Origin of the sequence: Enterobacter cloacae complex sp. IR5441, assembly GCF_049238215.1 — a bacterium.
Classification (GTDB): Bacteria; Pseudomonadota; Gammaproteobacteria; order Enterobacterales; family Enterobacteriaceae; genus Enterobacter; species Enterobacter hormaechei_C.
In genome coordinates, this window is sequence record NZ_JBMKIA010000008.1 from 116,736 (window position 1) to 130,135 (window position 13,400).

At 55.3% G+C, this 13,400-nt stretch carries 12 protein-coding genes; 9 read left to right on the forward strand and 3 right to left on the reverse strand.

Annotated features, from left to right (window positions below; translation table 11 throughout):
* Positions 1–9: 9 nt before the first annotated feature.
* Entirely contained in the window at positions 10–963 is a 954-nt protein-coding gene (gene flgL / locus ACOTX5_RS11535; RefSeq protein ID WP_017384730.1) for a flagellar hook-associated protein FlgL, read from the forward strand.
* Between the two features lie 74 nt (positions 964–1,037).
* On the opposite strand, the gene ACOTX5_RS11540 is transcribed toward flgL, so the two are convergent.
* The gene (locus tag ACOTX5_RS11540) at positions 1,038–2,249 is read right to left on the reverse strand and encodes an MFS transporter (protein WP_045911611.1); all 1,212 of its coding nucleotides are present in this window, start codon (positions 2,247–2,249) and stop codon (positions 1,038–1,040) included.
* 94 nt (positions 2,250–2,343) lie between these two features.
* On the opposite strand from ACOTX5_RS11540, the gene ACOTX5_RS11545 reads away from it, so the two are divergent.
* Complete coding sequence (locus ACOTX5_RS11545; RefSeq protein ID WP_032671510.1) at positions 2,344–3,297, forward strand: LysR family transcriptional regulator; 954 nt, start codon at positions 2,344–2,346, stop codon at positions 3,295–3,297.
* A 40-nt stretch (positions 3,298–3,337) separates the two neighbouring features.
* On the opposite strand, the gene rne is transcribed toward ACOTX5_RS11545, so the two are convergent.
* On the reverse strand, positions 3,338–6,454 hold the full coding sequence (gene rne / locus ACOTX5_RS11550) for a ribonuclease E (RefSeq protein ID WP_045911612.1): 3,117 nt from the start codon (positions 6,452–6,454) through the stop codon (positions 3,338–3,340).
* Between the two features lie 570 nt (positions 6,455–7,024).
* Between rne and rluC the strand changes: the two genes are divergently transcribed.
* A complete protein-coding gene (rluC, locus tag ACOTX5_RS11555; protein WP_003857970.1) occupies positions 7,025–7,972 on the forward strand; it encodes a 23S rRNA pseudouridine(955/2504/2580) synthase RluC in 948 nt (315 codons plus the stop codon).
* 77 nt (positions 7,973–8,049) lie between these two features.
* On the opposite strand, the gene ACOTX5_RS11560 is transcribed toward rluC, so the two are convergent.
* Positions 8,050–8,634, reverse strand: a complete 585-nt coding sequence (locus ACOTX5_RS11560) for a Maf family protein (protein ID WP_017693639.1) — start codon at positions 8,632–8,634, stop codon at positions 8,050–8,052.
* 140 nt (positions 8,635–8,774) lie between these two features.
* On the opposite strand from ACOTX5_RS11560, the gene yceD reads away from it, so the two are divergent.
* The 6 genes from yceD to fabG all read left to right on the forward strand — a co-directional run bounded on the left by yceD (position 8,775) and on the right by fabG (position 13,254).
* A complete protein-coding gene (yceD, locus tag ACOTX5_RS11565; protein ID WP_003857966.1) occupies positions 8,775–9,296 on the forward strand; it encodes a 23S rRNA accumulation protein YceD in 522 nt (173 codons plus the stop codon).
* A gap of 16 nt (positions 9,297–9,312) precedes the next feature.
* On the forward strand, positions 9,313–9,486 hold the full coding sequence (rpmF, locus tag ACOTX5_RS11570) for a 50S ribosomal protein L32 (RefSeq protein WP_003857964.1): 174 nt from the start codon (positions 9,313–9,315) through the stop codon (positions 9,484–9,486).
* Positions 9,487–9,567: 81 nt separating this feature from the next.
* Complete coding sequence (gene plsX, locus ACOTX5_RS11575; protein ID WP_202816162.1) at positions 9,568–10,602, forward strand: phosphate acyltransferase PlsX; 1,035 nt, start codon at positions 9,568–9,570, stop codon at positions 10,600–10,602.
* Between the two features lie 6 nt (positions 10,603–10,608).
* Positions 10,609–11,562, forward strand: coding sequence for a beta-ketoacyl-ACP synthase III (locus ACOTX5_RS11580; protein ID WP_017384725.1), 954 nt, complete (start codon positions 10,609–10,611; stop codon positions 11,560–11,562).
* A gap of 15 nt (positions 11,563–11,577) precedes the next feature.
* Positions 11,578–12,507, forward strand: coding sequence for an ACP S-malonyltransferase (fabD, locus tag ACOTX5_RS11585; protein ID WP_015570824.1), 930 nt, complete (start codon positions 11,578–11,580; stop codon positions 12,505–12,507).
* 12 nt (positions 12,508–12,519) lie between these two features.
* The gene (gene fabG / locus ACOTX5_RS11590; RefSeq protein WP_003857956.1) at positions 12,520–13,254 is read left to right on the forward strand and encodes a 3-oxoacyl-ACP reductase FabG; all 735 of its coding nucleotides are present in this window, start codon (positions 12,520–12,522) and stop codon (positions 13,252–13,254) included.
* Positions 13,255–13,400 lie beyond the last annotated feature (146 nt).

A 13,400-nucleotide genomic window follows, 5' to 3' on the forward strand; every position in this document is an offset into this window, starting at 1 on the left:
GCATAAAAAATGCGTATTAGTACTCAAATGATGTATGAGCAAAGCATGCGCGGCGTGACGAACTCCCAAAGTCTCTGGCTCAGCTACGGCGAGCAGATGTCTACGGGGAAGCGCATCAACCGTCCGTCTGACGATCCGATTGCCGCCTCGCAGGCCGTTGTGCTCTCTCAGGCTCAAACGCAAAACAGCCAGTATGCGCTGGCACGCTCCTTCGCTACGACGAAAGTCTCGCTGGAAGAGAACGTGTTATCGCAAGTGACAACCGCCATCCAGGCTGCTCAGGAAAAGATTGTCAATGCGGGCAACGGTACGTTAAGTGACGATGACCGCGCTTCGCTGGCCACAAACCTGCAAGGTATTCGCGATCAGCTCATGAACCTGGCTAACAGCACGGACGGTAACGGTCGCTATATTTTTTCCGGTTACAAGACCGAAGCGGCGGCTTTCGACCAGGCGACGGGTGATTATAAGGGCGGCGGAACGCCAATCAGCCAGCAGGTTGACTCCGCGCGCACGATGCAAATTAGCCATACGGGCACTGAAGTTTTCGATAGCTTCACCAGCAATGCCAAGCCAGAGCCAGATGGTAGTGCGCCGGAAACGAATTTGTTCAAGATCCTCGACTCCGCAATTGAAGCGTTGAATACGCCGATTGGGGAGGACGAAACGAAAGCCGAGGCCTTTACGGCGGCTATTGATAAAGCCAACCGTGGCCTGAGCAACTCCCTCAACAACGTGCTGACCGTGCGCGCCGACCTCGGCATCAAGCTGGATGAGCTGGGCAAGCTGGACGCTCTGGGTGAAGACCGCGCGCTGGGTCAGACGCAGCAGATGAGTAACCTGGTTGACGTGGACTGGAACTCGGTGATTTCGTCCTACACCATGCAGCAGGCGGCGTTGCAGGCCTCGTATAAAGCCTTTAGCGATATGCAGGGTATGTCTTTGTTCCAGATGAACAAATAAGATTCTGACCTGTTTGACATGTCTTGAAACTGGGCATGTTTTGACTGCCCAACCCGTCCGGGTTGGGCATTTTTTTACACACTTTCTGCCTGTGCGGACAGCACCCGGGCGCTTTCAATCACTCTGATAGCCAGCGCAATGGCACCACACAGGGTTGCCAGAGCCACCACGCCAGACCAGCCTGCCAGCGTATAGATATTGCTGCCTAATGCCGAACCCAGCGCCATTCCGATGAAAATGACGGTAAACAGCAGGGCGTTCAGGCGTCCGCGGGCCTGCGGCTCAAGGCTGTAGACCAGGTTCTGGTGGGCCACGAGGCTGGACTGCAAGCCGAGATCGAAACCGACCGCTGAGAGGGCAATCAGGATCAACTGACCGTGTACACCCAGTGCCGGCATCAGGAACATCAGGGCAAACGAGAGGGTCACCAGCGCGGCACCCAACTGGGTCACTTTACCGGCGCCCAGCTTATCGGCAAGACCCCCTGCCAGCGGTGCGGCCAGCGCGCCAGCGGCTCCGGCAATACCAAATCCACCCGCTACGGCACTGCCAAGGTGATACCGTTCCAGCAGCATGACCGCCAGCGTTGACCAGAATGCGCTAAAGGCAATCGACAGAAAACCCTGAGCCAGCGCCGCGCGACGCAGTGCCGGGTAACGACGCCACAGGTGCTCCATGGAACGCATCAGCGCGGGATAGCTCAGCGTGGAGTGAATAGCAAAACGTGGGAGTACGGCCCACATCACCGCGCCGACAAAGGCAATGCTTGCAGCAGCCAGCTGATACATCACCCGCCAGCCAAAGGCTTCACCCACCACGCCGCTGACGGTTCTGGAGAGTAAAATCCCCAGCAGCAGGCCGGTCATCACCGTGCCGACCGTTTTTCCCTGTTTACCTTCCGGCGCGAGGATCGCTGCGGCCGGGACAATATCCTGCGCCATGGTGGCGGCCATGCCAATCAGCAGGCTGGTGAGCAGCAGGGAGTGCAGCTGTCCGGTCAGGCTACAACCCAGCAGGAACAGCGCCAGAGCCGCACTTTTTATCAGGATCAGCGTTCTGCGGTCATGACGATCGCCGAGCGGGAGCAGAAACAGGATGCCCAGGGCATAACCCGCCTGGGTGAGCGTCGGGACCATGCCCATGCCTTCGATGCTCAGATGCAGGTCTGAGCCCATCAGCGGCAGCAGAGGCTGGGCATAATAGATGGATGCCACGCTAAAGCCCGCACCGAGCGCCAGCATTAAGATTACCCAGCGGCTTACGGCCCGGGTGGTGGTTGTGTTCATAAGATGTTCCTCATTCGTCGTGTGCGGCTATTTTTTATCAGTACGCCTTGCGACGGTAGCGGGCGCGGTGGTAAAACGCTTATACGTGTGGCGTATGGGTAAAAATGGTATGAAAAGGTCTGAGCGTATAGATCGGGTAGAACTGATGCGAACGTTTGTTCGCATTGTGGAGGCGGGGTCTCTTTCTGCGGCGGCACGTCAGCTGGCAACAACCCAGGCCACGGTGAGCCGACGGTTGCAGTCGCTTGAGACCATGCTGGGAGTACGTCTGATGCTGCGCACAACCCATACGACCCGGCTGACCGATGACGGCGAACGCTGCTATCAGCATGCCCGACGGGTGATTGACAGCTGGCTGGCGCTGGAAGACGAGGTAGGGCAGACGGAAGATGAACCGGTTGGGGTGCTGAGGGTGCGCGCCCCGCACGCGTTTGGCCAGGATCAGCTTCTGAAACCGTTAACCGAATTTTTACAGCGCTATCCCCAGCTTTCTGTTGAGTGGATGCTCAACGATCGCTCGGTTGATTTCCTCGGCGACAACCTTGACTGTGCTATTCGGGTGGGTGTGGAAGTCGATCCGGCAACCGTGTCCGTGCTGCTGGCTGAAGTGCCGCGCTCGGTGGTGGCTTCACCGGAATTACTGGCCCGTTATCCCGCGGTTAAAACGCCGGAAGATTTGCAGCAGCTTCCCTGGATTGCCATCAGCTCTTTTTATCAACGCCATGTGGAGCTTTTCCACGATGCATCATCTGCCCCGGCGCGGGTTACCATTACGCCACGCCTGAGTACCGACAGCCTGTATGTGGCGCGCAATACGGCACTCACCGGGCTGGGCGTGGCGGTGGTATCCAGCTGGACAGTACAGGATGATATTCAGGAAGGAAGACTGGTGCATCTACTGCCAGAGTGGCAGCCGGCAGCGTTACCGGTACATCTGGTTTACCCCTGGTCTCGTTATTATCCGGCGCGCTTGCGGCGTTTTCTGGAGCTGATGCGGCAGATAATGCCGGAGGTCACCGGAATGAGAAAGCCCCTGCAACAGCCATAAAAAAGCCGACCCGAAGGTCGGCTTTCAGTCTTAGTGTGCGTTATTCAACAGGCTGAGGACGAGTAGCTGGCGCAGTAGCCATGTGCGTTGCACTGTGACCACCGGCAGCACCTTTGCCTTCGAAGTTGAATGCCGGACGAACCCAGTCGCTATGGCGTGGCGCTTCAGGTACATACTCAGGTGCCGGGGCGCGAGTCATCGGCGCGGTAGCAACGTGAGCAGGCGCTGGCGCGGCAACGACCTCAACCGGCTCGGATTTCACTTCAGGCGCTTTGACCTCTTCGACAACAGGTTCAACCTGAATCTCGACGTCCTGAACTAACTCTTCCGTCACCGTCTCGACGGCAACGTCTGCGGGCTCTTCTGCTGCGGAGACCGGCTCAGCTTCCTCCGCGACTTCTTCAGCCACCACGGTATCTTCTTCGGCAATGATCTGCGGGGCGGCATCAACCGGCGCAGCAATCACTTCAGGATGGGTCGTTTCCACTTCCACAGCCTGCGGTGCCGCCGTGTCAACAACCTGCGGTTCAACCACGGTTGCCGCTTCAGTCACGACGTCTTCCACCGCTGCTACCGGTGCAATCACCTCTTCGGTCACAGCCTGTTCTTCAACAGCCTGCTCCGGGCGAGCAACCGGGTAACGGATCCAGACTTTACCGGATGCCATCTCAGGTGACGCGCACGCCACGGTCAGCGGCATTGGCGACTGAGTCGGGTAACGCTCGTCACGGTAGCGACGACGACGCTGACCGCTCACGCGCAGATGACGCGGAGAACGACGGGAGCGACGCGGCATACCTGCGTTGTCACGGTTTTCGCTGCTTTCGTCCTGCTCAACCTGATTTTCCACGACGGCTGGCAGGTCAACTTTCGCAACCTGGGTACCCGTTGTGCTTTCTGCTGCTTCAACCGTGATAACGTCGTTTTCTTCCGTCTGAACAGCACCCACACGTACTTTCTGGGTCAGCTGACGCTGCTTACGACGCGGCATAACCTGAGTACGCTCTTCCTGCTCCGTGTCCTGCTGTTCAACAGGCGCTTCGCGGTTCAGGTTTTTGACTTCCTGCTGGGCCTGGCGTTTCTCGTCGTTACGACGACGGTTACGCTCGCGGCGAGGTTGCTGCTCGTCACGCTGTTTGCTCTTCTCGGACTCATCGCCCGCCTGCTGGCGAATCTCACGATCTTCAACGTTCTGCTGTTGCTTCTCGCGACGGTTGCGACGGTTGTCCTCGCGTTGTTCACGACCTTCGTTGTTCTCGGAACGATTATCACGGCGCTCGTTACGATCGCTACGGTCGTTGCGGTCATTACGATCGCGACGATTATTCTGACGCTTACGACGGTCCTGCTGACGCTCTGGCTTCGCTTCTTTTGGCGCTTCTTTCGGCTGCTCAGGCTGAACTTCTTCGCCAGCAAACATTTTTTTCAACGCGCCGAAGATGCGGCTCAGGAGACCCGGCTGCTCAGGCTGCGCTTTTGGCGCGGCAGGGGCCGCCTTTTGCACGGCAGGTTTTGCCGCTGGTTTTTCCAGCGTCGCTTCCGGCGGGGCTTCCGGCATGATGAAGGTTGCTAATGCAGGCTGCTCAGGCAGTTTACGCTCGGCAGGCTCTTCATCCGATGGCAGCGCCATTTCTTCTTCATGCAGCTTCGGCAGCAGGTAGCTGAGGGTGCTTGTCTCTTCGCCTTTACGCACGCGCAGCACGTGATAGTGCGGGGTTTGCATCTCGTCGTTTGGCACGATGATGCAGCGAACACCGCCCTGACGCGCTTCGATTGCGCTTACCGCTGCACGTTTTTCGTTCAGCAGGTAGGAGGCAATCGGCACCGGAACGATGGCGTGAACCTCTTTGGTGTTCTCTTTCAGCGCTTCTTCTTCAATCAGACGCAGAATAGAGAGGGAGAGCGATTCATTGTCACGCACGGTACCCGTACCGGAACAGCGCGGGCAGACGTGATGGCTGGACTCGCCGAGTGACGGGCTCAGACGCTGACGGGACATTTCCAGCAGGCCGAAGCGCGAGATATGGCTAATCTGGATACGTGCGCGATCCTGGCGCACCGCTTCACGCAAACGGTTTTCAACCGCACGCTGGTGGCGAACCGGGGTCATGTCGATGAAGTCGATAACAATCAGACCACCCAGGTCGCGCAGGCGGAGCTGGCGGGCGATTTCATCAGCGGCTTCAAGGTTGGTGTTGAAGGCGGTCTCTTCGATGTCGCCGCCACGGGTTGCACGCGCGGAGTTGATGTCGATAGCGGTCAGCGCTTCGGTGGTATCAATTACGATAGAACCGCCGGACGGCAGACGCACTTCACGCTGGAAGGCAGACTCGATCTGGGATTCAATCTGATAGTGGCTGAACAGCGGGATTTCACCGGTGTACAGTTTAATTTTGCTGGTGAAATCCGGGCGACCCAGCGCGGCGATGTGCTGGCGAGCCAGCTCAAGCACTTTCGGGTTATCAATAAGAATTTCACCGATGTCCTGACGTAGATAATCACGGAAGGCACGCACAATAACGTTGCTTTCCTGGTGGATCAGGAACGGAGCAGGACGGCTCTCAGCCGCTTTCTTGATGGCTTCCCAGTGCTTCAGACGGAAGCTCAGGTCCCACTGCAACGCTTCGGCAGATTTGCCGACGCCTGCGGTGCGCACGATAAGGCCCATGCCGTCTGGCAGCTCGAGACTTGCCAGCGCTTCTTTCAGCTCGGTACGGTCATCGCCTTCGATACGGCGAGAGATGCCACCCGCACGCGGGTTGTTTGGCATCAATACCAGATAACTTCCTGCCAGGCTGATAAAGGTGGTCAGTGCGGCACCTTTGTTGCCACGCTCTTCTTTATCGATCTGGACGATAACTTCCTGACCTTCACGCAGAACATCTTTAATGTTCGGACGGCCATGGGAGTTGTAGTTTGCAGGAAAATATTCGCGGGCGATTTCTTTGAGAGGAAGGAAACCGTGACGCTCAGCACCGTAATCGACAAATGCAGCTTCAAGGCTTGGTTCAATGCGGGTGATTTTGCCTTTGTAAATGTTCGCTTTTTTCTGTTCGTGTCCAGGACTTTCGATATCCAGATCGTACAGGCGCTGCCCATCCACAAGGGCGACACGCAACTCTTCTTGCTGAGTTGCGTTGATTAACATTCTTTTCATCGTAACTTACTCGTTATTCTTACATTGACGACAAAGCTGCGGGCAAGGTGACGCTTTCCGGGGTATGAACCGATGGCCTCGTGTCTATTCACGTCGCCAACCTCACGGTTGTCGCTCGCTTAAGAGGCGCAGAGTGTCGGTTGCCTGTGTTTCATACGGAAACACAGCGCAATTATCAGGGGAATTGCCTGGGAAAACTCTCCAGAGAACAATCCTTATACCGGGAAGTACTGCAACCCGCAGCCCGCTAACTGCCTGAAAGATCAATACGTCTTACGCCATTGCTGCGTGGATGATCGGTCAGACAAAATTGGTCATTCCGTCGACATCCTTACAAAACCCGGATTTAACGCGGAAAACGGATTCATTATTCCACTGCTCGCCGGGTTATAGCAAGATGACTTTTACCAATTATCACCCGGTTACTCACAGTTTCTTCACTTCAACGGGGTGATTGGTTTAATAACCACCAAATCGATTGCGCGAAAGGGGAGTGGTCCGGATAAAAGTAAATATAAGCATAGAAAAATGAGTGGCGCTAATGTCTGACGCTATTTAGAATCGCCAACCATGAAAACAGAGACTCCAGCCGTAAAAATGGTTGCCATCGCCGACGACGAGGCGGGGCAACGTATCGATAATTTTTTGCGCACCCAGTTGAAGGGCGTGCCAAAAAGTATGATTTATCGCATCTTGCGTAAGGGCGAGGTGCGGGTGAACAAAAAACGCGTGAAGCCAGAGTATAAGCTCGAGGCGGGCGATGAAGTCCGGATTCCACCGGTACGTGTTGCAGAGCGTGAAGAAGAGGTCGTTTCTCCGAAGCTGCAAAAAGTCGCGGCCCTGAGCGACGTTATCCTTTATGAGGACGACCACATTCTGGTGCTGAATAAACCGTCCGGAACGGCGGTACACGGGGGGAGCGGTCTGAGCTTCGGCGTGATTGAAGGGTTACGCGCGCTGCGCCCGGAAGCGCGTTTCCTCGAACTGGTTCACCGTCTTGACCGCGATACCTCTGGCGTGCTGCTGGTGGCGAAAAAACGTTCTGCGCTGCGTTCACTGCATGAACAGCTGCGCGAAAAAGGGATGCAGAAAGATTACCTGGCGCTGGTGCGCGGCCAGTGGCAGTCCCACGTGAAAGTGGTGCAGGCGCCGCTGCTGAAAAATATTCTGCAAAGCGGCGAGCGCATTGTTCGTGTTAATCAGGAAGGGAAACCGTCTGAGACGCGCTTTAAAGTTGAAGAGCGCTACGAATTCGCCACGCTGGTGCGCTGTAGTCCGGTGACGGGGCGTACCCACCAGATTCGCGTCCATACCCAGTTTGCGGGCCATCCGATTGCGTTTGATGACCGCTATGGCGATCGCGAATTTGATAAGCAGCTGGCGGGAACAGGGCTGTCGCGTCTGTTCCTGCACGCGGCAGCGCTGAAATTTACCCATCCTAATACCGGCGAAGTTATCCGTATTGAAGCGCCGCTGGATGAGCAGCTCAAACGCTGTCTGAAAGTTCTGCGCGGCTGATTTTGTGCCGGGTGGCGCTGCGCTTACCCGGCCAACATGTTTTTCTCCCTCTCCCTGTGAGCATCAGGCCGCAACGGTCACATCGTCAGCGGATTACACTCTTCTCGCCTTAACATCTGGCACAGTGCAATCAGCGGCAACCCCACCAGCGTGTTGGGATCGCGGCCATCGAGCTTGTCGAACAACGCAATCCCTAGTCCTTCACTTTTAAAGCTCCCTGCACAGTTTAGCGGACGTTCCCGACGCACATAATCCATAATCTCCTGCTCGCTAAGATGACGGAAGTGCACATCAAACGGCTCGCACTCGGTTTGCAGATGACCGGAAGCCGAATTATAAAGCGCCAGGCCGGTATAAAAGGTCACGATACCGCCTCGCGCACGCAACAGCTGCTGGCAGGCGTTTTCTTCCGTATGCGGTTTGCCGGTGATTTCGCCGTCCAGCACACAAACCTGATCGGAGCCTATAATCAGATGTGCGGGGTAACGTACGGCCAGCGACTGTGCTTTCTCTTTCGCGAGACGGGTCACCAGATGACGCGGTGACTCGCCCGGCTGTGGCGTTTCATCCACCTCCGGCGCAGCGCATTCAAACGGGATCCCGAGCTTTTCCAGCAGCATTCGGCGATAAGGTGAAGTGGAAGCAAGGACGAGATTTGGCATATTTTTATCACCAGATATAGCGTATCGATGCCAGCCATTTTAAACTACAGGCCGCAATGTGTGCGAATAATTGGCAAAAGGCAGCTCTGGTTGCCTTTTTCTTTGACTCTATGACGTTACAAAGTTAATATGCGCGCCCTATGCAAAAGGTAAAATTACCCCTGACTCTTGATCCGGTTCGTACGGCTCAAAAACGCCTCGATTACGAAGGAATCTATTCTTCCGATCAGGCTGAGCGTATTGCCGAATCTGTAGTCAGTGTGGACAGTGATGTAGAATGCTCCATGTCGTTCGCTATCGACAACCAGCGTCTCGCCGTGTTAACCGGTGATGCAAAGGTGACGGTAACGCTCGAATGTCAGCGTTGCGGGAAACCGTTTGTACAGCATGTTCACACAACGTATTGTTTTAGTCCGGTTCGTTCTGACGAACAGGCTGAAGCACTCCCGGAAGCGTATGAGCCGATTGAGGTTAACGAATTCGGTGAAATCGATCTTCTGGCGCTGGTTGAAGATGAAGTCATCCTCTCCCTGCCAGTCGTTCCGGTGCATGATTCTGAACACTGTGAAGTGTCCGAGGCGGACATGGTCTTTGGGGAACTGCCTGATGAAGCGCAAAAACCAAACCCATTTGCCGTATTAGCCAGCTTAAAGCGTAAGTAATTGAGGAGTAAGGTCCATGGCCGTACAACAGAATAAACCAACCCGTTCCAAACGTGGCATGCGTCGTTCCCATGACGCGCTGACCGCAGTTACCAGCCTGTCTGTAGACAAGACTTCTGGTGAGAAACACCTGCGTCACCACATCACCGCTGACGGTTTCTACCGCGGCCGCAAGGTTATCACTAAGTAATCACGCGTCAGCGTGATTAGGCTTAGTGAGGAACTTCCCCGTGCAAACGGGGAGTTTACCGAACCAGGCTGCGACGATACCTTGACACGTCTAACCCTGGCGTTAGATGTCATGGGGGGAGATTTTGGCCCTACCGTGACAGTGCCTGCAGCATTGCAGGCACTGAATTCTAATTCGCAACTCATACTTCTTTTAGTCGGTAATCCCGACACAATCACGCCATTACTTGCAAAAGCTGACTTTGAACAACGTTCGCGTCTGCAGATTATTCCTGCGCAGTCAGTTATTGCCAGTGATGCCCGGCCATCGCAGGCTATTCGTAATAGCCGCGGCAGCTCTATGCGAATGGCGCTGGAGCTGGTGAAAGAAGGGCGAGCGCAGGCTTGCGTCAGCGCGGGAAATACTGGTGCGCTGATGGGGCTGTCGAAATTATTGCTCAAGCCGATTGAGGGCATTGAGCGTCCGGCGCTGGTGACGGTATTACCGCATCAGCAGAAGGGCAAAACGGTGGTGCTGGATCTGGGCGCTAACGTGGATTGTGATAGTACAATGCTGGCTCAGTTTGCCGTTATGGGGTCGGTGCTGGCTGAAGACGTGGTCGGGATTAACAATCCCCGCGTTGCTTTACTGAATATTGGTGAAGAAGAGACCAAAGGCCTGGACAGTATCCGCGACGCTGCGGAAATACTCAAACAGGTCCCCTCCATCAACTATATTGGTTATCTCGAAGCCAATGAGTTGCTGACGGGCAAAACGGATGTATTAGTGTGTGATGGCTTCACCGGAAACGTGACGTTGAAGACCATGGAAGGGGTCGTACGAATGTTCCTTTCTCTGCTGAAATCGCAGGGAGAAGGTAAAAAAAGGTCCTGGTGGCTGATTTTATTAAAGCGTTGGTTACAAAAAAGCCTGACGCGGCGATTCAGTCACCTCAACCCCGACCAGTATAATGGCGCCTGTCTGTTAGGATTGCGCGGCATCGTGATTAAGAGTCATGGCGCCGCCAATCAGCGAGCATTTACCGTCGCGATTGAACAGGCAGTGCAGGCGGTGCAGCGACAAGTCCCTCAGAGGATTGCCGCTCGCCTGGGATCTGTATTAGCTAAAAGTGACTGAGCGTACATGTATACGAAGATTTTAGGTACCGGCAGCTACCTGCCAAAACAAGTGCGTACCAACGCCGATCTTGAAAAAATGGTAGATACGTCTGACGAGTGGATTGTCACGCGCACAGGTATCCGTGAACGTCGTATCGCCGCGCCAGACGAAACTGTGTCCACCATGGGCTACGAAGCCGCTCAGCGAGCGCTTGAGATGGCTGGCATTGATAAAGAACAGATCGGGCTTATTGTGGTGGCGACAACCTCTGCCACGCATGCCTTCCCAAGCGCAGCGTGCCAGGTGCAGAACATGCTCGGCATCAAAGGCTGCCCGGCATTTGATGTTGCAGCAGCGTGCGCGGGTTTCACCTATGCGCTGAGCATCGCCGATCAGTATGTAAAATCGGGCGCCGTAAAATATGCGCTGGTGATCGGCGCTGATGTGCTGGCGCGTACCTGCGATCCGACCGATCGCGGCACGATCATTATTTTTGGCGATGGCGCGGGCGCGGTGCTGCTGGGGCAGTCCGAAGAGCCGGGCATCATCTCCACGCACCTGCATGCCGATGGCCGCTACGGCGAGCTGTTAACGCTGCCTAACGCCGATCGCGTTAATCCTGATAACTCCATTTACCTCACCATGGCAGGTAATGAAGTATTCAAGGTGGCGGTGACTGAGCTTGCGCATATTGTCGATGAGACGCTGGAAGCCAATAACCTTGAACGCACCGCACTCGACTGGCTGGTGCCGCATCAGGCGAACCTGCGTATCATCAGCGCGACGGCGAAGAAGCTGGGCATGTCTATGGATAACGTTGTGGTGACGCTTGATCGCCACGGCAACACCTCTGCGGCATCGGTACCGTGCGCATTTGACGAAGCGGTACGCGATGGACGAATTAAACGGGGCCAACTGGTCTTGCTTGAAGCCTTTGGTGGCGGGTTCACCTGGGGTTCCGCGCTGGTTCGTTTCTAGGATAAGGATTAAAAAATGACGCAATTTGCTTTTGTGTTCCCGGGACAGGGCTCGCAAACTGTTGGGATGTTGTCTGAAATGGCAGCAAACTATCCGGTTATTGAAGAGACTTTCCGTGAAGCCTCTGACGCGCTGGGTTATGATCTGTGGGCGCTGACCCAACAGGGCCCCGCTGAAGAGCTGAACAAAACCTGGCAAACTCAACCGGCACTGCTGGCAGCCTCCGTCGCATTGTGGCGCGTATGGCAGCAGCAGGGCGGCAAAGCGCCGACGCTGATGGCGGGTCATAGCCTGGGTGAATACTCTGCGCTGGTCTGCGCAGGGGTGATTGCCTTCGCTGACGCGGTACGCCTGGTTGAATTGCGTGGTAAATTCATGCAGGAAGCGGTGCCAGAGGGCACGGGCGGCATGTCTGCCATCATCGGTCTGGATGATGCTTCTATCGCTAAAGCCTGTGAAGAATCTGCTGAAGGTCAGGTCGTTTCTCCAGTAAACTTTAACTCGCCAGGCCAGGTGGTTATCGCGGGTCATAAAGAAGCGGTTGAGCGTGCAGGCGCTGCCTGTAAAGCTGCGGGCGCAAAACGTGCACTGCCCCTGCCGGTGAGCGTACCGTCTCACTGCGCGCTGATGAAGCCCGCTGCCGATAAGCTGGCGGTTGAGCTGGAAAAAATGACCTTTAACGCACCGACGATTTCCGTTGTGAATAACGTCGATGTGCAGTGCGAAACCGCGCCGGAGGCTATCCGTAACGCGCTGGTTCGCCAGCTCTACAGCCCGGTTCAGTGGACTAAAACCGTTGAATTTATGGCGTCTCAGGGCGTTGAACATCTGTATGAAGTTGGTCCAGGTAAGGTACTTACCGGTCTGACAAAACGTATTGTAGACACCCTGACTGCCTCGGCGATTAACGAGCCGGAAGCCATGAAAGCGGCACTCTCGCAATAAAAGAGGAATACCATGAGTTTTGAAGGAAAAATTGCCCTGGTGACCGGCGCAAGCCGCGGTATTGGGCGCGCTATTGCTGAAACACTGGTTGCGCGCGGCGCGACGGTGATCGGGACTGCGACCAGTGAGAATGGCGCACAGGCCATCAGCGACTATCTGGGTGCGAACGGTAAAGGTCTGGTACTGAATGTGACTGAACCAGCATCTATCGAATCTGTTCTGGAAAATATTCGCGCAGAGTTTGGCGAAGTGGATATTCTGGTCAATAATGCCGGGATCACTCGCGACAACCTGCTGATGCGAATGAAAGACGACGAGTGGAACGATATTATCGAAACCAACCTGTCATCTGTATTCCGTCTGTCAAAAGCGGTAATGCGCGCTATGATGAAAAAGCGTCATGGTCGTATTATCACTGTAGGTTCTGTGGTTGGTACCATGGGAAATGCTGGTCAGGCTAACTACGCTGCGGCGAAAGCAGGTCTGATCGGTTTCAGTAAGTCGCTGGCGCGTGAAGTCGCGTCCCGCGGAATTACTGTAAACGTTGTTGCTCCGGGCTTTATTGAAACGGACATGACGCGTGCGCTGACTGATGAGCAGCGTGCGGGTACGCTGGCGGCAGTTCCGGCGGGTCGTCTTGGCGACCCTAAAGAAATCGCCAGCGCGGTTGCATTTTTAGCCTCTGACGAAGCGGGTTACATCACTGGTGAAACCCTCCACGTCAACGGCGGGATGTACATGGTTTAATCACGATCGAAAATATTTGCGTTATTTGGGCAAATGGCCTCAAAATAACGTAAAATCGTGGTAAGACCTGCCGGGATTTAGTTGCAAATTTTTCAACATTTTATACACTACGAAAACCATCGCGAAAGCGAGTTTTGATAGGAAAT